The sequence below is a fragment of the Mesorhizobium sp. M1338 genome (assembly GCF_040318045.1).
In the GTDB taxonomy this organism is placed as follows: Bacteria; Pseudomonadota; Alphaproteobacteria; order Rhizobiales; family Rhizobiaceae; genus Mesorhizobium.
Genome location: NZ_JAMYLL010000028.1, coordinates 49,250 through 69,638, shown reverse-complemented (window position 1 = coordinate 69,638; position 20,389 = coordinate 49,250). Strand labels below are relative to the sequence as shown.

The window sequence follows — 20,389 nt, the reverse complement described above, 5'->3', positions numbered from 1 at the left end:
ATGTCGCTGGGGAAAGAGCACGCCAGCGCGATTGGGTCAGAATTGTCCTGGTACCGGCTCCAAGGCGAACACTTGGATCCGCCTATCTCCGCAACCAGAGCAACCGGACGTCCTTGAAGATAAAGCCGGAGACAACGAAAAAGGCAATCGAAGCGAGGCGCGTCCGCGTCGTCGTCGCCGAACGCAATCCGCTCGTCATATCGGCGCTGCGTGAAATGCTGGACTGCGATGGGCGTTTCGAGCTTGTGGCCTCCGTGCAAAGCGGCAGGCATTTCCTGGACCTGGCGGCGGAGGCCGAGTTCGATGTCGCCGTCATCGGCTGGAAGCTCGCCGACATGGATGGCGCCGATGTCCTTGCCGAGGTCCAGAGCCGCAAGTTCGATGTGCGCATCACGGTCTTTTCCAATGACCACGACATCGGCATCCTGAAGCAATGCGTGCGGCTCGGCGCGCAGGGCTACTGCTTCCAGTTCGACGATCCGCCGATCATCTTCGACACGATCCTGGCCGTCGCGCACGGCCGAATCTGCATCCCCTATATCGACATCAACAAGGTCAACGACACGCCGCTATCGCAGCTCACCGTTCGTGAGCGCGAACTGCTGGCGGTGCTGTCCGACGGTTGGACCAATCTTCAGATCGCGACACGGACCGGTATCTCGGAAAATACCGTGAAGTACCACCTCAAGAATCTTTACGACAAGCTTGATGTCCGCAACCGGGCGATGGCCGTCGCGCTCTATTCGAGCGAGAGGCGCCGCAGTCCCAAGCAGCCTTTCGGGTAGGTCGAGCCCACCCACGCGCGGCGACAATTTACCCGGCAAGGTGTTGTTGCCGAGCGCCGCCGAAACGACACTCACTCCACAAATTCTGGCACTCGCCACGAATTCTGGCACTAGGAGGAGTTCGCGCATGGCTGGGTTCACCCATCTTTTCATTCCAGGACCCACCAACATCCCGGAGCAGGTCCGGCAAGCGATGAACCTCCCGATGGAGGATATGCGCGCCGCATCATTCCCTGATTTCATGTTGCCGCTGTTTGAAGACATCCGACGGGTCTTCAAGAACGAGACCGGCCGCGTCTTCATCTACCCGTCGTCCGGCACCGGTGCCTGGGAAGCGGCGATGACCAATGTTCTCAGCCCCGGCGACCGCGTGCTGATGTCGCGCTTCGGCCAGTTCTCGCATCTGTGGGTCGACATGGCCGAGCGCCTCGGTTTCGAGGTGGACGTGATCGACTGCGAATGGGGAACCGGCGTGCCGCTCGACCTCTATGCTGAAAAGCTGAAGGCGGACAAGGCGCATCGCATCAAAGCGGTCTTCTGCACGCAGAACGAGACCGCGACCGGCGTCACCAGCGACGTCGCCGGCTGCCGCGCCGTGCTCGACGCCGCTGATCACCCTGCCCTGCTCTTTGTCGACGGTGTGTCGTCGATCGGCTCGATCGATTTTCGGCAGGAGGAATGGGGCGTCGACTGCGCTGTCAGCGGTTCGCAAAAAGGTTTCATGCTGCCGGCCGGCCTCGGCTTCCTCTCAGTCAGCAAGAAGGCGCTCGTCGCCTCGAGGATGGCTACCCACCGACGCTGCTTCTTCTCGTTCGAGGACATGATCCGCGCCAACGACGCCGGCTATTTCCCCTACACGCCGGCGACACAATTGCTGCGCGGCCTGCGCGCCTCGCTCGATCTGATCGCCGACGAAGGGCTCGACAACATCTTCGTCCGTCACCATCGCCTCGCCGAAGGCGTGCGCAAGGCGGTCGACGCCTGGGGCTTGAAGCTTTGCGCGAAGGCGCCGAAATGGCACTCCGACACCGTCAGCGCCATCCTCGTGCCGGAAGGCATCGACAGCGCCGACGTCGTCAAGCGCGCCTCCCAGACTTACCGGACGTCGCTCGGCGGCGGGCTCAACAAGGTGTTCGGCAAGGTCTTCCGTATCGGCCATCTCGGTTGGCTGAACGAAGTCATGGTGCTCGCCTCGCTGTCAGCGGCGGAAATGGCGCTCCTCGATTGCGGCGTGCAGCTGGCGCCGGGCTCCGGCGTCGGCGCCGCCATCCAGCATTTTCGCGCTTCGGCCGCAGTGCCTGTCGCCGAAGCCGCGTGAGGGGGAGCCGACCATGAGCCACACCATCAACCATCTGAAGAAACTGAGACTGCAACGCAGCGAACTCGCGGTTCCCGGCTCAAGCCCGGAGATGATCGACAAGGCGGCGAACAGCGCCGCCGACTTCGTCTTCCTCGACATCGAGGACGCGGTGGCTCCGCCGGACAAGGAACGCGCCCGCAAGAACATCATTCAGGCGCTCAACGACATCGACTGGCGCGCCAAGGGCAAGACCGTTTCGGTGCGCATCAACGGCCTCGACACACATTACATGTACCGCGACGTGGTCGACGTGATGGAACAGGCCGGCGACCGGCTGGACACGATCCTGGTGCCGAAAGTCGGTGTGCCGGCCGACCTCTACATGGTCGAGGCCATGGTCAACCAGATCGAGATGGCCAAGGGCTACAAGACCCGTGTCGGACTGGAAGCGCTCATCGAGACGGCACTCGGCATGGCCAATGTCGAGGCGATCGCCGCGACATCAGGCCGCCTGGAGGCAATGCATTTCGGCGTCGCCGACTATGCCGCGAGTTGCAAGGCGCGAACCGTCAACATCGGCGGCCTCAACCCGGACTATCCCGGCGACCAGTGGCACTTCGCTCTGTCGCGGATGACCGTCGCCTGCAGGGCCTACGGCCTGCGCGCCATCGACGGACCATTCGGCGATTTCTCCGACCCGGAAGGTTACATCGCTGGGGCAAAGCGCGCGGCTGCGCTCGGCATCGAAGGCAAATGGGCCATCCACCCCTCGCAGATCGCGCTCGCCAATGACGTCTTCTCGCCGCCGGAAAAGGAGGTCACGCGCGCCAGGCGCATCCTCGAAGTGCTGAAGGAGGCCGAGGCGCTGGGTAAGGGAGCGGCCGCGCTCGACGGCAAGATGATCGATGCCGCGTCGGAGCGCATGGCGAGGAACGTATTGGTGGTCAACGAAGCAATCGAACGCGCCAGCCAATCACGCGTCGCCACGCATTGACTGCTTAGGGAGGACAAGATGGACATTCACGAGTATCAGGCCAAGGAACTGCTCGCCCGTCACGGGGTTCACGTCCCGTGCGGCGGCCTCGCCTACAGCCCCGAGCAGGCGACCTACCGCGCCCGCGAGATCGGCGGCGGCAAATGGGTGCTGAAGGCGCAGGTCCATTCCGGTGCCCGCGGCAAGGCCGGCGGCATCAAGCTCTGCGCCAATGACGAGGAAATCTCGGACGCGGCGGAAGCCATGCTCGGCCGCAAGCTGGTGACCCAGCAGACCGGCCCGCGCGGCAAGCTGATTTCGCGGCTCTATCTCGAGGAGGCCGTCGACATCGCGCAGGAACTGTATGTCGGCTTCGTTCTCGACCGAAAAGAGGAGCGCGTCATGATCGTGGCGTCGGCCGCCGGCGGCATGGAGATCGAGGATATCGTCGAGAGGGCGCCGGATTCCATCATCCGGACCACGGTCGATCCCGGCGTCGGCATGCAGCGCTTCCAGGCGCGCGAGATCGCCTTCGGGCTTGGCCTGGATCAGAGCCTGATCGGCAAGGCGACCGAAACCATCTTCAGCTGCTACCAGGTGTTCCGCGACTACGACGCCTCGATGCTGGAGATCAATCCGCTGGTGGTCACCCGCGACGGCAACCTCGTCGCGCTCGACGCCAAGATGTCGTTCGACGAGAACGCGTTGTACCGGCGGCCGGAAATCTCCGAGCTGCGCGACAAGAGCCAGGAAGACCCTCGCGAAACCTTCGCCAGCGACCGCGGCCTCTCCTATGTCGGCCTCGATGGCAATATCGGCTGCATCATCAACGGCGCCGGCCTCGCCATGGCAACGATGGACATGATCAAGATCGCCGGCGGCGAGCCGGCGAACTTCCTGGACATCGGCGGCGGCGCCTCGCCGGAGCGGGTCGCGAAATCGTTCCGTGCCGTGCTTGGTGACAAGAATGTCGAGACCATCCTGGTCAACATCTTCGCCGGCATCAACCGCTGCGACTGGGTCGCCGAGGGCGTCGTCAAGGCGATCCGCGAAGTCGGCGTCAACGTGCCATTGGTGGTGCGGCTTGCCGGCACCAAGGTCGAGGAAGGGCGCCGCATCCTTGCCGATTCCGGCGAGGCGGTGATCGTTGCCGACACGCTGGCGGAAGCCGCCGAAAAAGCCGTCGCCGCCTGGCGCGCGGTGTCGCTCAAGAAAGCAAGCTGAGGGAGTTCGAAATGGCAATCCTGCTCAATCGCAGCACGCGCGTCATCGTCCAGGGGTTTACCGGCAAGATCGGCAGCTTCCATGCCGAGGACATGAAGCGCTACGGCACCAAGCTCGTCGGCGGCGTGACGCCTGGCAAGGGCGGGCAGACGCATCTCGGCCTGCCCGTTTTCAACACCGTCAAGGGAGCCGTTCGCGAAACCCGCGCCGAGGCCAGCATCGTCTTCGTGCCGCCGCCTTTCGCCGCCGACTCCATCATGGAAGCCGCGGATGCCGGGATAAAACTCTGCGTCTGTATCACCGACGGCATCCCCTCGCAGGACATGATGCAGGTCAAGCGCTACATGCGCCGCTACCGTTTTGAGGACCGCATGCGGCTGATCGGGCCTAACTGCGCCGGGGTGATTACGCCCGGGCAGGCACTGATGGGCATCATGCCGGGCAGCATCTACCTCCCCGGCCGCGTCGGCATCGTGGGGCGTTCGGGCACGCTCGGCTATGAGGCCGCCTCGCAGATGAAGGCGCTTGGCATCGGCGTCTCGACCAGCGTCGGCATCGGCGGCGATCCGATCAACGGCTCGTCTTTCAAGGACATTCTGAAGCTGTTCGAGCAGGACGACGAAACCGATGCCGTGGTGATGATCGGCGAGATCGGCGGACCGCAGGAGGCGGAAGCAGCGATCTGGGCGCGCGACAACATGCGCAAGCCGCTGATCGCCTACATCGCCGGGCTCTCCGCGCCAAAAGGCCGGCGCATGGGCCATGCCGGCGCCATCATCTCGGCCTTCGGCGAATCGGCGCAGGAAAAGGTCGAAATCCTGAAAGAGGCCGGCGTCGCCATCGTGCCGACGCCATCGTCTTTCGGCGAGGTCGTGGCCGATACCCTGGCCCGGAAGAAGGCCGCCTGATTTCCACGATCAAGCCGGCTTTCGGGGCACCTGAAAAAGCGAAGTGGCGGCGTGGTCTGAATGACGCGCCGCCGCTGCCGTTTCGACCCTCGGGAAGCCTGTGGCCGCGACATGTCATCGCTTGCCGCCCCGGCTCTCCAGAATCAATATTGTTTAGGGAAACTTTGGTGCGGTCGAGAAGACTCGAACTTCCACGGGTTGCCCCACAGCGACCTCAACGCTGCGCGTCTACCAATTCCGCCACGACCGCACGTGGTAGAGCCGGAACCGACCGGCTCGCGGCGTGTAGCAAATCGTTTCCGGCGAAACAAGTGCGCGACACGTAATAATCGCCAGCCATTTTGGCATAACGGTCAAGAAGCTTGAAACGCCCCTCGAACTGGACGTTTTGCCCGATTGCCGCCATATGAAGGACCAGGCATGTCGTCCAAAAAGGCGCCGAGCGGTTTCGGGACTACGACATGAACAAGACAACACCCGGGGCATGTCGCATTTGAAATGACGCGCCGTGGACGAGAGCCGTGATGACAGAACGCAGCCAGATAGCCACGTCGTTCCTGCCCCTGCCCGGCTCAGCGCCGGTCGAGTGGCTGATCGAGCCCGGCCTCACCGCCTATCCCGATGCGCTTGCCTTCATGGAGGCACGCGCCGAGGCGATCCGAAGCGGGGCCGCCGGCGAAATGGTCTGGCTGGTCGAACACCCCCCGCTCTACACCGCCGGCACCAGCGCCCGTGACAAGGATCTGATCGACGCCAACCGCTTCCCGGTCTTCGCGGCCGGCCGCGGCGGCGAATACACCTATCATGGGCCAGGCCAGCGGGTCGCCTATGTCATGCTCGACCTGAAGCGGCGGCGCGAGGATGTCCGCGCCTTTGTCGCCGCGCTTGAACAGTGGATCATCGGCACGCTCGCCGCCTTCGATGTGCATGGCGAGCGCCGCGAGGACCGGGTCGGCGTCTGGGTGGTGCGGCCGGATCGCCCTACGCTGCCGGACGGCTCGCCGGCCGAGGACAAGATTGCGGCAATAGGCATCAGGCTGCGGCGTTGGGTGAGCTTCCACGGCATCGCCATCAATGTCGAGCCGGACCTCGACCATTTCAGCGGCATCGTGCCCTGCGGCGTGCAGGACCACGGCGTCACCAGCCTCGTCGACCTCGGCCTTCCCCTGACAATGGCCGACCTTGATCTCGCGCTGAAATCCGCCTTCGAGGACGTGTTCGGTCCCGCCACGGCTTTGCCCGCCGAAGCCGCACGCAAGGCCGGCTGAATCGTCCCGCCTAGGACAAGCTCAGATGAGTTGCGCCGACGCCCACAAAACGCCGCAGCCATGGATAGCAAACACCGCCAGCAGCGCCCCGGCGATGGCGAAGCGGTCGACGGTGCGGATCGGCTTCAGCTCATGGCGCGGCTTTATTCCGCTGCTCATCGTCAGCAGGCTGAGAATTGAAAACACCGCTCCTGTAGCGAGCAGAAAGTTGGAAGAAAAGCCGGCCTGCCAACCCACCGCCAGGAAGGCCGAGAGCAGGAAGAACGAGGCCAGCGCCAGCGCGACCGGCCCCGGGCAGATCTGGCGCAGCACCTGGCCGCCGTCGAACTTCCACACCGGCACCAGATTGGCGATGTTGAACAGGGCGGCGAAGCCCGCCAGCGTCGCCAGCAGCCCAGCCGCCAACCGATGCCCTTCCGCGCCGGCAAAGGTGCTGGCGGCGATTGCGATCGGCACCAGGAAGGCGGAGAAGCCGGCGCCCATCAATGCCACGAAGGCGACCTCGAAACGGCTGTCATAGGGCCGCCCGCCAATGGCGATGCCACCGAGCAATGGAATGAAGATCATCCGTGCCCTGTTGTGACCCATCAGCCGAAATGCGGCCATGTGCCCGAACTCGTGCAAGGCCACGACCGATGTCAGGATCGCGGCCAGTGCCAGCCCGCCGAAGTGAAGGCCGAAGAACGGCCACAGGATCAACGCCGAAAGACCGGCGAAGCCGACCTGACTGAGCGGATGCTCGAACCAGCCGCCCTTGCGATACTGCCCGGTCCGCGCCCAGCGCCGCAACTTGCCGAGTTCGCGGCGCATGGCGAAATAGCGGAACACCAGGAAGGCAACGCCGCGATAGCGATCGGTCTGGCTGAGCGTCACCCGCGTGCCGTTGCCCTCGGGAACGAGTTCAGCGGTTTCGCGATAGTCCTTCCAGAACGAAGCGTCGAGCGCGGTGTCCTCGATGACACGCATCGAGAAGCGGCTGCCCTCGACGACGTCTTCAAACCGCGACCTGCGCTCGATCGGCTTGCCGTCGCGTCCTTCCCAGGACAGCGTGATGCGGGCCACGCCCTCGCCGTCCGGCGCCTCGGCGGAAAGGATCTCGCCCGACCAGCCGGCATCGCTGCCATGCGGCCACAGCGCCTGCCAGAGGCGCTGCCGGTCCGCTGCTATCACGCGGCTGAGCCGGACTGTGCGCAGACCAAGCGGCACGGTCATCAAGAGAAAGATCAGCCCGAGATTGCTGGCCACGAGAATGGCCGTGACGATGGGCGACACCTGACGTTGCTCCCTGTCTTTCAGGGCACCCTAACGTCGCGGCGGCAAGAAAAGCTTAACGGCGGAGCGGCCCTGTCCCTTCAGGAACAGCGGCGGCGAACGCCGCCAAATCACATGGCTCCGATCCAGATCGCCATGGAAACGAGAAAGGTGCTCATGCAAACCAGTGAGATGACATCCTGAACCAGATCGGTCATAACTCTCTCCTGTTGTTGATATGTTCGTATTTTGTTCTAATTTTGTTCAAATGTCAACGCGCGCAATCCGGCTACATCAGGAATTTTCGGGCGATCAAATCGGCAAGGTTAAGGAAAGGTTGAGGTGCGAGCGACAGCTGCGGAAACAGGCATCGGTGGCGGACTGTCAGTGAGCCCGCCATGATTTGTCGAGACCGAGGTCAGCCCGAGCCGAGCGGCACCACTTTGCCATCTGCCAGCGTCACCCGCCGGTCCATGCGCGATGCCAGCTCGTGATTGTGGGTGGCGATCAGCGCCGCGAGGCCCGATTGCTTGACCAGCGCCGCCAGCGCCTCGAACACATAGGAGGCGGTGACCGGGTCGAGATTGCCGGTCGGCTCATCCGCCAGCAGCACCAGCGGCGCATTGGCAACGGCGCGGGCAATGGCGACGCGCTGCTGCTCGCCGCCGGAAAGCTCGGACGGCCGGTGCGACGCGCGCTTGCCGATCTGCATGTAATCGAGCAGCTGGGCCGCGCGCTCGGCCGCCTCCTTGCGGCTCAGCCCTTTGATGAGCTGCGGCATCATGATGTTTTCCAGCGCCGAGAATTCCGGCAGCAAATGATGGAACTGATAGACGAAGCCGACATCGTTGCGGCGGATCGCCGTGCGCTCGTCGTCGGAGAGCCGCCCGCAGGCACGGCCGGCGAGGATGACGTCGCCGGCGTCGGGACGCTCCAGCAGGCCGGCAGTGTGCAACAGCGTCGACTTGCCGGTGCCCGACGGCGCCACCAGCGCCACCATCTCACCGCGCTTCAGCGAGAAATCGGCACCGTTCAAGATAGTGAGCTTGCGCGGCCCCTGGACATAGTGCCGCTCGACGCTCTTCAGCTCGATAATGGCCTCGGCCATCACTCGTACCTCAAGGCTTCGACGGGATCGAGGCGCGCGGCCCGCCATGCCGGAAACACCGTTGCCAGGAACGACAGGCCGAGCGCCATCAGGATGACATAGGTCGTCTCGCGCGGATCCATCTTCGCCGGCAACTGGCTGAGGAAATAGAGTTCCGGATTGAACAGAACCTTGCCGGTCATCCACGAGAAGAACTGGCGGATCGATTCGATGTTGGTGCAGATCAGCACGCCGAGCAGCACGCCGGCGAGCGTGCCCGTCACGCCGATCGCCGCACCCGTCATCAGGAAGATGCGCAGGATGGCGCCGCGCGACGCCCCCATGGTGCGCAGGATGGCAATGTCATGCCCCTTGTCCTTCACCAGCATGATCAGGCCGGAGATGATGTTCAACGCCGCCACCAGCACGATCAGGGTCAGGATCATGAACATGACATTGCGCTCGACCTGCAGGGCGGAGAAGAACGTCTCGTTGCGTTGGCGCCAGTCGACCATATCGATCGGCCGCTGCGCCGCCGCCTCCACCTTCGGTTTCAGCGCGTCGACATCGTCGGGATTGTCGACATAGATCTCGATCGTCTGCGCCCGGCCGTCCATGTTGAAATAGAGCTGCGCCTCGGAGAACGGCATGTAGACGATGGAAGTGTCATATTCCGACATGCCGACTTCGAAGATCGCCGCGATCTTGTAGCCCTTCATGCGCGGCGTCGTGCCAATCGGGGTCACGTCGCCGTCCGGCGAGATCAAGGTGACGGTGTCACCAAGCGTCAAGCCGAGATTCTCGGCCATGCGCTTGCCGATGGCCACACCCTCGCCCGTTTCGAAATCGGCGATCGAGCCCTGCTTGATGTTGCTGGCAACGATCGAGATCTTGCTGAGATCCTCGCCGCGGATGCCGCGCACCAGCGCTCCGGTTCCGCCGCCGACATTGCCTTGCGCCAGCACCTGGCCATCGATCAGCGGGATGGCGTATTTGACGCCTGATACACCGTTGATGCGGCCGGCGACCTGCGCATAGTCCTCAAGCGGCGAATCGAGCGGCTGCACGATGAGATGGCCGTTGACGCCGAGGATGCGCGTCAGCAGCTCCGCGCGGAAGCCGTTCATCACCGCCATCACCACGATCAGCGTGGCGACCCCCAGCATGATGCCGAGGAAGGAGATCGAAGCGATCACCGAGATCACCGTCTCCTTGCGCCGCGAGCGCAAATAGCGCCACGCGACCATGCGCTCGAAGATGGAAAAAGGCCCGGCGCCTGCCGATCTTGCCGCCACCGCCTCGATCATGCGGCGACACCGAAGCGCTTCTTCACGTCCGCGACCGGCAGCGTCTCACGCTCGCCGGTCTTGCGATTCTTGATCTCGATCTCGCCGGCAGCCACGCCGCGCGGTCCAACGATCACTTGCCACGGCAGGCCGATCAGATCGGCGGTGGCGAACTTGCCGCCGGGCCGCTGGTCGGTGTCGTCATGGAGCACGTCCTTGCCGGCGGCCACGAAAGCGGCATGCAGCTCGTCGCAGACGCGGTCGCAGTCGGCGTCGCCCGCCTTCATGTTGATCAGCCCGATGTCGAACGGCGCCACCGCCTCCGGCCAGATGATGCCGTTGTCGTCGTGGCTCGCTTCGATGATCGCCGCGACAAGGCGCGACGGACCGATGCCGTAGGAGCCGCCGGAGACGAAATGATCCTTGCCGTCGGGCCCGGTCACCTTGGCGCCCATCGGCTTGGAATATTTGTCACCGAAATGGAAGATGTGGCCGACCTCGATGCCGCGAGCCGAAACCTTGTCGTTCTCGCCGATCTTTTCCCACGCCGCCTCGTCATGCATCTCGTCGGTGGCGGCGTAAGGCGTCGTCCACGTCTTGACGATGTCGCCGATCTCGGCGTCGTTGGCGAAGTCGGTCTTCTCTCCGGGCACATCAAGCGAAAGATAGTCGCGGTGGCAGTAGACCTGGCTCTCGCCGGTGTCGGCGAGGATGATGAATTCATGGCTGAGATCGCCGCCGATCGGCCCGGTGTCGGCTCGCATCGGGATAGCCTGCAGGCCCATGCGGGTGAAGGTCCTGAGATAGGACACGAACATCCTGTTGTAGGCCGCCTTGGCGTCTTCGAAGTCGAGGTCGAAGGAATACGCGTCCTTCATCAGGAATTCCCTGCTGCGCATGACGCCGAAGCGCGGCCGCACCTCGTCGCGGAACTTCCATTGGATGTGGTAGAGATTGAGCGGCAGGTCCTTGTAGGATTTGACATAGGCGCGGACGATCTCGGTGACCACTTCCTCATTGGTCGGGCCGTAGAGCATGTCGCGGTCCTGCCGGTCCTTGATGCGCAGCATCTCCTTGCCATAGTCGTCGTAGCGGCCGCTTTCGCGCCACAGATCGGCCGACTGGATGGTCGGCATCAGGATTTCCAGCGCACCGGCGCGATCCTGCTCCTCGCGAATGATGCGGCAGACCTTGTCCAGCACCCGCTTGCCGAGCGGCAGCCATGAGAAACTGCCCTGCCCCTGCTGGCGGATCATGCCGGCGCGCAGCATCAGCCGGTGCGAGACGATCTCGGCCTCGCGCGGATTTTCTTTGAGAATGGGCAGGAAATAGCGCGACAAACGCATGGACTGGTCCGTGAGTGAGAATGGCCGCGCGGGAATCGGCGCGGCACGGGCTTGCTTGCCCCGGCTTCATAGCCATTTCATGGCGGAATGGAAACCCGGACGCACTGGCCCGAAAATCGGAAATTGATTTTCAAAAATACGGCGGTGCTGGGAGTAAAACTGTTGCAGTGTACCTCGCGCGTCCGGCAAACGCGCGGCGTTCCAAGGCGCCGCATTTGCCCCGCGCGCCTTAGTGGTCGTTTCCCAAGCAACGCCTGCCGCACTATTGTGCAGTGCAGCACGAGAATGCCCGTTTCAAGGCAAAATTCTTCGTGACATTTTCATTCGCGTTAGGCTAATGTGCCCTGATAACCGAGAGGGTGGAAAAAAATCCGCTCTCCTACGCGGTCAAAGTCTTGGGAGGATGCGATCTAGGCGCGGTTACTCGCTGCCGCCGGAAACCGGAAACAGATCGGACGCGTTTAAATTGCAAGGCCTTGTGCCTTGCATTTTTTTTGTGCAATCATCCGCTTAGCGCAACGAGTTGCCAAACTACCTTACCTTGCGGCAGCACTCGCGCAGCCGCAAAGGACACGGCATTCCTGTTCGGAACGCGCACGATTCCGACTGATAAAAACGCCCTTGCGGGACGGTCTATTTGGTTGGGGTTTGGTTGAATTCCGGCACGATGTGCGGGATGTCGTCGAGGCTGTATCCCAGCCCGTGCGTCAAGCCATAAAAAATGCCCATGAGAACGCCCGTGGCGATGGTGGTGCGGATCACGGCGCGCAGCATATGGGGGCCGCGCGGCGCGCTCGGAACCGTGCCCAGCGTCACATCATGATCGTCATCCTGCGTCTTCACGCTGAACGGCAGCACGGCAAACAGCACCACCCACCAGGTCGCGAAAAACAGGGCGGTGAACGAAACCCAGCTCATGATTGCTCCAGTTCGATCAGCGTGCCGAAGAAATCCTTCGGATGCAGGAACAGCACCGGCTTGCCGTGGGCGCCGATCTTCGGGTTGCCGTCGCCCAGCACGCGGGCGCCGGCAGCCTTGAGTTGGTCACGCGCGGCGAGGATGTCGTCGACCTCGTAGCAAAGATGATGCATGCCGCCGGAAGGGTTCTTCTCCAGGAAGGCGGCGATCGGCGACCCCTCGCCCAAGGGCTCCAGAAGTTCGATCTTGGTGTTGCCGACATTGACGAACACCACGGTGACGCCATGCTCCGGCAGCGCCCGCGGCTCCGTCACGTCCGCGCCAAGCGTGTTGCGATAGACGGCGACGGCGGCAGCCAGATCCGGCACGGCAAGCGCGACATGGTTCAGACGTCCGAGCATAGGGTGCTCCGTGGAAATGGTGAATGGTGAACCCAATCTCGATCACCACAGGACGTCGATCACTATTCACTATTCACTATTCACTACCTAGTCACAAACACCGTCACCAGCGGCTTCTTGCCCCAGGCTTCGTTGGCGGCGCCGCGCACGGCGCGCCGGACTGCTTCCTGCACAAGATCGAGGTCTTTTCGGCGCTGACGGGGGATCGAGTCCACCGCGCCGATTGCCGCATCGATCATCAGGTCCTCGAGCGTCTCACCACGGCCATCGGCCTCGGCGACGCCGATGGCGACCAGGTCGGGATCACCGGCCAGCTCATATTTGTCGTCGAGCACGACATTGACCGCGACATGGCCGGCAAAGGACAGTTTGCGCCGGTCGCGGATGCCCATCGCCTGGTCGGTGCCGATCAATCTGCCGTCCTTGTAGACGCGGCCGAACGGCACCTGGTCGATAATGGTGGCGGGGCCGGGAGCAAGCCTGAGCATGTCGCCGTCGCGCACCTGCGCCACCTGGCCGATGCCAGACGTCGACATCAGCGATCCCTGCGCCACCAGATGCGCCGCCTCGCCATGCACGGGAACGCCGATCTGTGGGCGCACCCATTCATACATCTTGCGCAATTCGCTGCGCCGCGGATGGCCGGAGACATGCACCAGCGCGTCGCCGTCCTCGATGATCTTGATGCCGAGGTCGATGAGGCGGTTCTTGATCTCGAGGATCGCCTTCTCGTTGCCCGGAATGGTGCGCGAGGAAAACACCACCGTGTCGCCGGCCGTAAATGATACCGATTTCATCTCGTCGCGCGACAGCTTGGCCAATGCGGCAAGTGGCTCACCCTGGCTGCCGGTGCAGATGATGACGAGGTTCTCGCGCGGAATGAAACCAAAATCCTCCTCGGCGATGAACTCCGGCAGCCCATCCATGTAGCCGAGTTCGCCAGCCACATCGATCACCCGCTTCAGCGAGCGGCCGAGCACCAGGCACTGGCGGCCGGCATCGCGCGCCGCCCTGGCGATGGAGACGATGCGTCCGACATTGGAGGAAAACGTGGTGACGGCGACACGGCCCTTGGCGGCCTGGATGACGCCTTTCAGTCCTTCGCCGACGGCCACTTCCGAAGGCGACTCGCCTTCCCGCAGCGCGTTGGTCGAATCGCAGATCAGCGCCAGAACGCCCTTGTCGCCATAGGCGCGGAAACGCGCCTCGTCGGTCTTCGGCCCGATCGTCGGCTCCGGATCGATCTTCCAGTCACCGGTGTGGATGACGGTGCCGGCCGGCGAGGTGATTGCCAGCGACATTGGCTCGGGAATGGAGTGCGCGACCGGAATGGCTTCGATCTCGAACGGACCGACGGTGAATTTCTCGCCTGCTCTGTAGATCGTCACCGGTATTTTCGGTGCGCCCTGCTCGCCTTGCCGCTTGGCTTCGAGCAAGCCGGCGCTGAACGGCGTCATCCAGACCGGCGCCTTCAGCTTCGGCCAGGTGTCGAGCAGCGCGCCATAGTGGTCTTCATGCGCATGGGTGATGACGATGCCGCGCAGATTGGCAAGGTTCTCCTCGATGAAGCGCGTATCGGGCAAGATCAGATCGACGCCCGGATGCGCGGCATCGGGGAAGGTCACACCGACATCGATGATGATCCACTCGCGCGCAGTGGGCGGACCGTAGCCGTAAAGAGCGAAGTTCATACCGATCTCGCCAACGCCGCCGAGCGGCACGAAGACGAGTTCGGCGTTTTCCGCTTTCGCCATGATTTTTCCCTTCCTGGTCCTCAGACCAAGTCCATAAAGCAATTCCAGGAAAAGTCTCTAACGGTTTTCCCACAGGAATTGCATGAAAACAAACACTTAGAGCCGTTAGCGAACGGCTCTAAACGCGGGCAGACGCGACCGCGCCGAAATGCACGTCGCCGGCGGCGATCGTCAGAACCGAACCTTCATCGTCGCGGATCACGAAACGGCAGTCCTCGTCAATGGTTTCAAACACCCCACGCACCACACTACCGTCAATTCTGACAGCAACCTGCTCGCCGAGCCCCGCCGCGCGAGCCAACCAGCGTCGCCTGACGGCCGCAAGTCCGCGGCCTTCGTCCCACAAGCGGGCATTCTCGCTCCAGGCATCCGACAGCGCCAGGAACAGTGTTTCCGCATCGCATGTCGCGCCCAGCGCGTTGAGTGATGTTGCCGGATAAGGCAAATCCTCGGGGTATGCCACCACATTCACGCCGATGCCGACCGCCACCGCGAAACGGCCGCCGTCCAGGATCGCCGATTCCAGCAGGATGCCGGCCAGCTTGGCGCCCGAGGCAAGCACGTCGTTCGGCCATTTCAGCTCGAAACGGTTCTTTCCCTCATTGCCGCCGTCGAGGCCGATGGCGATCCGCCCCTTCGGCACCACGGCATCGAGCGCATCGGCCAGCGCCAGCCCGGCGACGAAGCCCAGCGTTGCGGCAAGGCGAAGCTCGGCACTGGTGATGACGAGCAGCGTCGCCGCCAGATTGCCTTCCGGCGTCGCCCAGACGCGCCCGCGCCGCCCACGCCCGCTTTCCTGCCTTTTGGAAACGATCCACAGCCTGCCCGGATCGCCCGCCCTTGCATGGTCCAGCGCCAGCGCATTGGTTGAGCCGACGCTGTCATGCGCTTCGAGCCGGAACCCTTCCGACGCCGAGGTTGGAGCCAGCCGAAATACCATGCCGTCTAGAAAAACGTCTTGGCGGCGGCTTCGGCATAGGTGCCGATCGGTCCGCCGATCAGCACATAGAACAGCACGAAGGCGCCAGAGATGCCGAGGACGACACGCAATTCGCTCGCCATCGGCACGAAGCCGCCAACCGGTTCGTCGAACCACATGATCTTGATGATGCGCAGGTAATAATAGGCGCCCACGACAGAGGCCAGCACACCGATGATCGCCAGCGCGTAGAGATTGGCATTGATGGCGGCGAGGAAGACGTACCATTTCCCCCAGAAGCCGGCGAGCGGCGGGATGCCGGCAAGCGAGAACATCAGGATGGTCAGGATCGTCGCCATGATCGGATTGGTCGACGACAGGCCGGCCAGATCGCTGATCTGCTCGACATTGCCTTCCTTGCGCCGCATGGCGAGAATGAAGGCGAAGGTGCCGAGCGTCATCACCAGATAGATCAGCATATAGATGGCAACGCCGCGCACGCCGGCCTGGCTGTTGGCGGCAAGGCCGACCAGCGCGTAGCCCATATGGCCGATCGAGGAATAAGCCATCAGCCGCTTGATGTTGGTCTGGCCGATCGCGGCGAAAGCGCCGAGCGCCATCGAAGCGATCGAAATGAAGACGATGATCTGCTGCCAGTCGGCGGCGATCGGCTTGAACGCGCCCATGGTGACGCGCACGATCAGCGCCATCGCCGCCATCTTCGGTGCCGCCGCCAGGAAGGCCGTCACCGGTGTCGGGGCGCCCTCATAGACGTCGGGCGTCCACATGTGGAACGGCACCGCCGAGATCTTGAAGGCAAGGCCGGCCAGCACGAAGACGAGACCGAAGACAAGGCCAAGCTGGCGCTCGCCGCCGCCCAGCGCCGAAGCGATCTCCTGGAAGCCGGTATTGCCGGTGTAGCCGTAGACCAGGCTGATGCCGTAGAGCAGCATGCCCGACGACAGCGCGCCGAGGACGAAATATTTGAGGCCGGCTTCGGTCGAACGCAGATTGTCGCGATTGATCGCACACAGCACGTAGATCGCCAGCGACTGCAGCTCAAGGCCGAGATAGAGCCCGATCATGCCGTTGGCGGAGATCATCAGCATCATGCCGAGCGTGCAGAGCAGGATCAGCACCGGATATTCGAACTTGTCGAACCGTTCCGCCTTGGCAAAGCGCATCGACATAACCAGCGTCACCGCCGAGCCGACCAGCGCCAGCACTTTCATGAAGCGGGCGAAGGTATCCTGGATGAAGGCATTGCCGTAGGCGCTGCCCTGCACGGTATGGAAGATCAGCCAGGCGCCTGATATCACCAGCACGGCGACCGCAAGGCCGGTCACCGTGTTGGCGGTGTTGGCGCGCGAATAAGCCCCGACCATCAGCAGCGCCAGGGCGCCGACGGCGAGGATCAATTCTGGCGTCGAGAGCGACAGGCTGGAAAGAAGGTCCGGCGTCATGTTTCGCAAAACCTCTGGTCAGTTCGCCGCCGCGGTCTGCGCGGCGCCGATGGATGCAGTGACATTGGTGACGAGCGACTTGACCGATTCGGCCGTCGCGTCGAAGACGGGCGCGGGATAGACGCCGAAGAAGATGACCAGCACGACCAGCGGGTAAATGATTACCCTCTCGCGCGGCGACAGATCCAGCAGGTTCTTCAGGCTGTCCTTGGTCAGCGCGCCGAAGATCACCCGGCGATAGAGCCAGAGCGCGTAGGCGGCCGACAGGATGACGCCGGTGGCGGCGAAGAACGCCACCCAGGTGTTGACCCGGAATACACCGAGCATGGTCAGGAACTCGCCGACGAAGCCGCTGGTGCCGGGCAGGCCGACATTGGCCATGGTGAAGATCATGAACACGGTGGCGTATTTCGGCATGTTGTTGACCAGGCCGCCATAGGCGTCGATCTCACGCGTGTGCATGCGGTCGTAGATGACGCCGACGCACAGGAACAGCGCGCCGGAGACGAGGCCGTGGCTGAGCATCTGGAAGATGGCGCCCTGCACGCCTTCCTGGTTCATGGCGAAGATGCCCATGGTGACGAAGCCCATATGGGCGACCGACGAATAAGCGATCAGCTTCTTCATGTCCTCCTGCATCAGCGCCACCAGCGAGGTGTAGATGATGGCGACGACGGACAGTGTGAACACCAGCGGCGCGAACATCTCGGACGCCAGCGGGAACATCGGCAAGGAGAAACGCAGGAAGCCGTACCCGCCCATCTTCAACAGGATGGCGGCCAGGATGACCGACCCTGCGGTTGGTGCCTCGACGTGCGCGTCCGGCAACCAGGTGTGCACCGGCCACATCGGCATCTTCACCGCGAAGGAGGCGAAGAAGGCGAGCCATAGCCATGTCTGCATGTTGGCGGGGAAATTGTGCGTCAACAGCGTCGGGATGTCGGTCGTGCCGGACTGATAGAACATCGCCATGATGGCGAGCAGCATCAGCACCGAGCCGGCCAGCGTGTAGAGGAAGAACTTGAACGAGGCGTAGACGCGCCGCTTGCCGCCCCAGACGCCGATGATGATGAACATCGGGATCAGGCCGGCTTCGAAGAAAACGTAGAACAGCACGATATCGAGCGCGCAGAACACGCCGATCATCAATGTTTCGAGCAGCAGGAAGGCGATCATGTAGGCCTTGACGCGCTTCTCGATCGATTCCCACGACGCCAGGATGCAGAGCGGCATCAGGAAGGTCGTCAGGATGACGAACAGCATCGAGATGCCGTCGACGCCCATATGGTAGGAAATGCCGGAGTCGAGCCAGGCAACCTTCTCGACGAACTGGAAGCCGGACTGCGAATTGTCGAAGCCGGTCCAGATGAACAGCGAGATGACGAACGTGAACGTCGTCGTCAACAGCGCGATGGCGCGGATGTTGCGGCGCGCGCTTTCACTGTCATCGTTGATGAACAGGATGAGCAGCACACCAACCAGCGGGAGGAAGGTGACCAGCGAGAGGATTGGCCAGGCGGTCATCAGAGCATCATCCAGGTGACGAGTGCGGCAACGCCGATCAGCATGGCGAAGGCATAGTGGTAGAGGTAGCCGGTCTGCAGCTTGACGACGCGGTTGGTGACATCGACGACGCGCGCCGAGATGCCATCCGGACCAAGGCCGTCAATGACGGTGCCGTCGCCGGTCTTCCACAGGAAATGGCCAAGGCGCTTGGCGGGTCGCACGAACAGGAAATCGTAGAGCTCGTCGAAATACCACTTGTTGAGCAGGAAGGCGTAGAGCCCGCGATGATGGGCCGCCAGATTGACGGGCATTTCGGGCGAGCGGATGTAGAATTTCCAGGCCACCGCGAAGCCGATCAGCATGGCGATGAAGGGCGACAGTTCGACCCACAGCGGCAATTCGTGGATCTCGTGCAATATGTGGTTGTCCGGCAGCGTGAACAGCGACGCCTTCCAGAACTCGGCATAGCCCTCGCCTATGAAGGCGCCATGGAAGATGATGCCGGCAAACAGCGCGCCCGCGGCCAGGATGAACAGCGGCACCAGCATCACCGGCGGCGATTCATGGACGTGGTGCATCACCTCATGACTCGCCCGCGGCTGGCCGTGGAACGTCATGAAGATCAGCCGCCAGGAGTAGAAGGAGGTGAAGCAGGCGGCGATGACCAAAAGCACGAACGCCATGCCGGCAACCGGATTGTGGCTGGCAAACGCGCTCTCGATGATGGCGTCCTTGGAGAAGAAGCCGGCGGTGCCGATGACCGTCACCGGGATGCCGACGCCGGTCAGCGCCAGCGTGCCGATCACCATCATCCAGTAAGTGGTCGGGATCAGCTGCCGCAAGCCGCCCATCTTGCGCATGTCCTGCTCGTCGGAGACGGCATGGATGACCGAGCCCGAGCCGAGGAACAGCAGCGCCTTGAAGAAGGCATGCGTGAACAGATGGAAGATCGCCGCGCCATAGGCGCCGACGCCGAGCGCCACGAACATGTAGCCGAGCTGCGAACAGGTCGAATAGGCGATGACGCGCTTGATGTCGTTCTGCACGAGGCCGACCGTCGCCGCGAAAAAGGCGGTGAAGGCGCCGATGAAGGTGACGACCATTAGCGCCGAATGCGACAGTTCGAACAGCGGTGACAGACGCGCCAGCATGAATACGCCCGCCGTCACCATGGTGGCGGCATGGATCAGTGCGGAAACCGGCGTCGGGCCTTCCATGGCGTCCGGCAGCCAGGTGTGCAGCGGCACCTGCGCCGACTTGCCCATGGCACCCATGAACAAGAGCAGGCAGACGACCGTCATGGCCGCCTGCTTGTCCAGCGCATAGCCAAGGAAAGTCAGGACGGCGGCGCCCTGTGGCGCGCCTTCGGCCGGAATGAACGTCGCCGCATTGGCGAAGATGGTGCCGAGATTGACCGAGCCGAACAGCACGAACAAGCCGAAGATGCCGAGCGCGAAGCCGAAATCGCCGACGCGGTTGACGACGAAGGCCTTGATCGCCGCGGCATTGGCCGATGGCTTCTTGTACCAGAAGCCGATCAGCAGGTAGGATGCGAGGCCGACCCCTTCCCAGCCGAAGAACATCTGCACCAGATTGTCCGCCGTCACCAGCATCAGCATGGCGAAGGTGAACAGCGACAGGTAGGCGAAGAAACGCGGCCGGTTCGGATCGTGGTGCATGTAGCCGATCGAATAGATGTGGACCAGCGCCGACACCGTGTTGACCACCACCAGCATCACCACCGTCAGCGTGTCGATGCGCAGCGCCCAGGACGCTTCCAGCCCACCCGACTGGATCCAGCGCAGCACCGGCACGGTGAACACCTCGCCATGGCCGAAACCGACGGTGAAGAAGGCGACCCACGACAGCACGGCCGCGATCACCAGGAAGCCGGAGGTGATGTATTCGGACGCCTTGGCGCCGAGCGACGTGCCGAACAGGCCGACGATCAGGAAGCCGAGCAGGGGAAGGAAGACGATGGCCTGATACATGGTGGTTCC

Annotated in this window: 17 protein-coding genes and 1 tRNA gene; 6 read left to right on the top strand and 12 right to left on the bottom strand. The window is 63.0% G+C overall.

The features are described from left to right. Window positions 1-113 precede the first annotated feature (113 nt). The 5 genes from NKH19_RS22125 (at window position 114) to sucD (ending at window position 5,190) form a co-directional block, all read left to right on the top strand. Window positions 114-785, top strand: a complete 672-nt coding sequence (locus NKH19_RS22125; RefSeq protein ID WP_352870989.1) for a LuxR C-terminal-related transcriptional regulator — start codon at window positions 114-116, stop codon at window positions 783-785. A gap of 127 nt (window positions 786-912) precedes the next feature. After that, a complete protein-coding gene (locus NKH19_RS22120) occupies window positions 913-2,103 on the top strand; it encodes an aminotransferase class V-fold PLP-dependent enzyme (protein WP_352870988.1) in 1,191 nt (396 codons plus the stop codon). A gap of 13 nt (window positions 2,104-2,116) precedes the next feature. Next, on the top strand, window positions 2,117-3,079 hold the full coding sequence (locus tag NKH19_RS22115) for an HpcH/HpaI aldolase/citrate lyase family protein (RefSeq protein ID WP_352870987.1): 963 nt from the start codon (window positions 2,117-2,119) through the stop codon (window positions 3,077-3,079). Between the two features lie 18 nt (window positions 3,080-3,097). Then, window positions 3,098-4,282 carry a malate--CoA ligase subunit beta gene (locus NKH19_RS22110; protein ID WP_502911000.1) on the top strand — a complete coding sequence of 395 codons (1,185 nt, stop codon included), beginning with the start codon at window positions 3,098-3,100 and terminating at the stop codon, window positions 4,280-4,282. Window positions 4,283-4,293: 11 nt separating this feature from the next. After that, the gene (gene sucD / locus NKH19_RS22105; RefSeq protein WP_352870986.1) at window positions 4,294-5,190 is read left to right on the top strand and encodes a succinate--CoA ligase subunit alpha; all 897 of its coding nucleotides are present in this window, start codon (window positions 4,294-4,296) and stop codon (window positions 5,188-5,190) included. A gap of 165 nt (window positions 5,191-5,355) precedes the next feature. Here sucD and NKH19_RS22100 read toward each other — a convergent pair. Beyond that, a tRNA-Leu gene (locus NKH19_RS22100) sits at window positions 5,356-5,440 on the bottom strand. Between the two features lie 274 nt (window positions 5,441-5,714). On the opposite strand from NKH19_RS22100, the gene lipB reads away from it, so the two are divergent. Beyond that, window positions 5,715-6,458, top strand: a complete 744-nt coding sequence (gene lipB, locus NKH19_RS22095) for a lipoyl(octanoyl) transferase LipB (protein ID WP_352870985.1) — start codon at window positions 5,715-5,717, stop codon at window positions 6,456-6,458. Window positions 6,459-6,479: 21 nt separating this feature from the next. Here the strand turns inward: lipB and NKH19_RS22090 are convergent, their stop codons facing one another. From NKH19_RS22090 to nuoL, 11 genes are all read right to left on the bottom strand, one after another. Further along, window positions 6,480-7,730 (bottom strand): site-2 protease family protein, encoded by a 1,251-nt coding sequence (locus tag NKH19_RS22090; protein WP_352870984.1) that lies wholly within the window; start codon window positions 7,728-7,730, stop codon window positions 6,480-6,482. A 397-nt stretch (window positions 7,731-8,127) separates the two neighbouring features. After that, window positions 8,128-8,820: an ABC transporter ATP-binding protein gene (locus tag NKH19_RS22085; RefSeq protein ID WP_352870983.1), complete on the bottom strand. Its 693-nt coding sequence runs from the start codon at window positions 8,818-8,820 to the stop codon at window positions 8,128-8,130. Then, a complete protein-coding gene (locus tag NKH19_RS22080; RefSeq protein ID WP_352870982.1) occupies window positions 8,817-10,103 on the bottom strand; it encodes a lipoprotein-releasing ABC transporter permease subunit in 1,287 nt (428 codons plus the stop codon). Before NKH19_RS22080 ends, NKH19_RS22085 begins: the two co-directional genes overlap by 4 nt. Next, window positions 10,100-11,428, bottom strand: coding sequence for a proline--tRNA ligase (gene proS / locus NKH19_RS22075; protein ID WP_352870981.1), 1,329 nt, complete (start codon window positions 11,426-11,428; stop codon window positions 10,100-10,102). Before proS ends, NKH19_RS22080 begins: the two co-directional genes overlap by 4 nt. Before the next feature lie 633 nt (window positions 11,429-12,061). After that, the gene (locus tag NKH19_RS22070) at window positions 12,062-12,346 is read right to left on the bottom strand and encodes a DUF1467 family protein (protein WP_352870980.1); all 285 of its coding nucleotides are present in this window, start codon (window positions 12,344-12,346) and stop codon (window positions 12,062-12,064) included. After that, window positions 12,343-12,747, bottom strand: a complete 405-nt coding sequence (gene mce / locus NKH19_RS22065; protein ID WP_352870979.1) for a methylmalonyl-CoA epimerase — start codon at window positions 12,745-12,747, stop codon at window positions 12,343-12,345. Before mce ends, NKH19_RS22070 begins: the two co-directional genes overlap by 4 nt. Window positions 12,748-12,830: 83 nt before the next feature. Continuing rightward, entirely contained in the window at window positions 12,831-14,501 is a 1,671-nt protein-coding gene (locus tag NKH19_RS22060; RefSeq protein WP_352870978.1) for a ribonuclease J, read from the bottom strand. Between the two features lie 118 nt (window positions 14,502-14,619). Continuing rightward, entirely contained in the window at window positions 14,620-15,441 is an 822-nt protein-coding gene (locus NKH19_RS22055) for a biotin--[acetyl-CoA-carboxylase] ligase (protein ID WP_352870977.1), read from the bottom strand. A 5-nt stretch (window positions 15,442-15,446) separates the two neighbouring features. After that, complete coding sequence (gene nuoN / locus NKH19_RS22050) at window positions 15,447-16,883, bottom strand: NADH-quinone oxidoreductase subunit NuoN (protein WP_352870976.1); 1,437 nt, start codon at window positions 16,881-16,883, stop codon at window positions 15,447-15,449. Window positions 16,884-16,901: 18 nt separating this feature from the next. Further along, complete coding sequence (locus NKH19_RS22045) at window positions 16,902-18,407, bottom strand: NADH-quinone oxidoreductase subunit M (RefSeq protein WP_352870974.1); 1,506 nt, start codon at window positions 18,405-18,407, stop codon at window positions 16,902-16,904. Next, window positions 18,407-20,380, bottom strand: a complete 1,974-nt coding sequence (nuoL, locus tag NKH19_RS22040; RefSeq protein WP_352870973.1) for an NADH-quinone oxidoreductase subunit L — start codon at window positions 20,378-20,380, stop codon at window positions 18,407-18,409. The genes NKH19_RS22045 and nuoL overlap by 1 nt, the downstream gene beginning before the upstream one ends. Window positions 20,381-20,389 lie beyond the last annotated feature (9 nt).

What these genes read in the sequence shown, in the direction of transcription:
- NKH19_RS22120 (WP_352870988.1), top strand. Translation starts at nt 913, where the DNA reads ATGGCTGGGTTCACCCATCTTTTCATTCCAGGACCCACCAACATCCCG.
- NKH19_RS22115 (WP_352870987.1), top strand. Translation starts at nt 2,117, where the DNA reads ATGAGCCACACCATCAACCATCTGAAGAAACTGAGACTGCAACGCAGC.
- NKH19_RS22110 (WP_502911000.1), top strand. Translation starts at nt 3,098, where the DNA reads ATGGACATTCACGAGTATCAGGCCAAGGAACTGCTCGCCCGTCACGGG.
- sucD (WP_352870986.1), top strand. Translation starts at nt 4,294, where the DNA reads ATGGCAATCCTGCTCAATCGCAGCACGCGCGTCATCGTCCAGGGGTTT.
- lipB (WP_352870985.1), top strand. Translation starts at nt 5,715, where the DNA reads ATGACAGAACGCAGCCAGATAGCCACGTCGTTCCTGCCCCTGCCCGGC.
- NKH19_RS22080 (WP_352870982.1), bottom strand. Translation starts at nt 10,103, where the DNA reads ATGATCGAGGCGGTGGCGGCAAGATCGGCAGGCGCCGGGCCTTTTTCC.
- proS (WP_352870981.1), bottom strand. Translation starts at nt 11,428, where the DNA reads ATGCGTTTGTCGCGCTATTTCCTGCCCATTCTCAAAGAAAATCCGCGC.
- NKH19_RS22070 (WP_352870980.1), bottom strand. Translation starts at nt 12,346, where the DNA reads ATGAGCTGGGTTTCGTTCACCGCCCTGTTTTTCGCGACCTGGTGGGTG.
- mce (WP_352870979.1), bottom strand. Translation starts at nt 12,747, where the DNA reads ATGCTCGGACGTCTGAACCATGTCGCGCTTGCCGTGCCGGATCTGGCT.
- NKH19_RS22060 (WP_352870978.1), bottom strand. Translation starts at nt 14,501, where the DNA reads ATGGCGAAAGCGGAAAACGCCGAACTCGTCTTCGTGCCGCTCGGCGGC.
- NKH19_RS22055 (WP_352870977.1), bottom strand. Translation starts at nt 15,441, where the DNA reads ATGGTATTTCGGCTGGCTCCAACCTCGGCGTCGGAAGGGTTCCGGCTC.
- nuoN (WP_352870976.1), bottom strand. Translation starts at nt 16,883, where the DNA reads ATGACGCCGGACCTTCTTTCCAGCCTGTCGCTCTCGACGCCAGAATTG.
- NKH19_RS22045 (WP_352870974.1), bottom strand. Translation starts at nt 18,407, where the DNA reads ATGACCGCCTGGCCAATCCTCTCGCTGGTCACCTTCCTCCCGCTGGTT.
- nuoL (WP_352870973.1), bottom strand. Translation starts at nt 20,380, where the DNA reads ATGTATCAGGCCATCGTCTTCCTTCCCCTGCTCGGCTTCCTGATCGTC.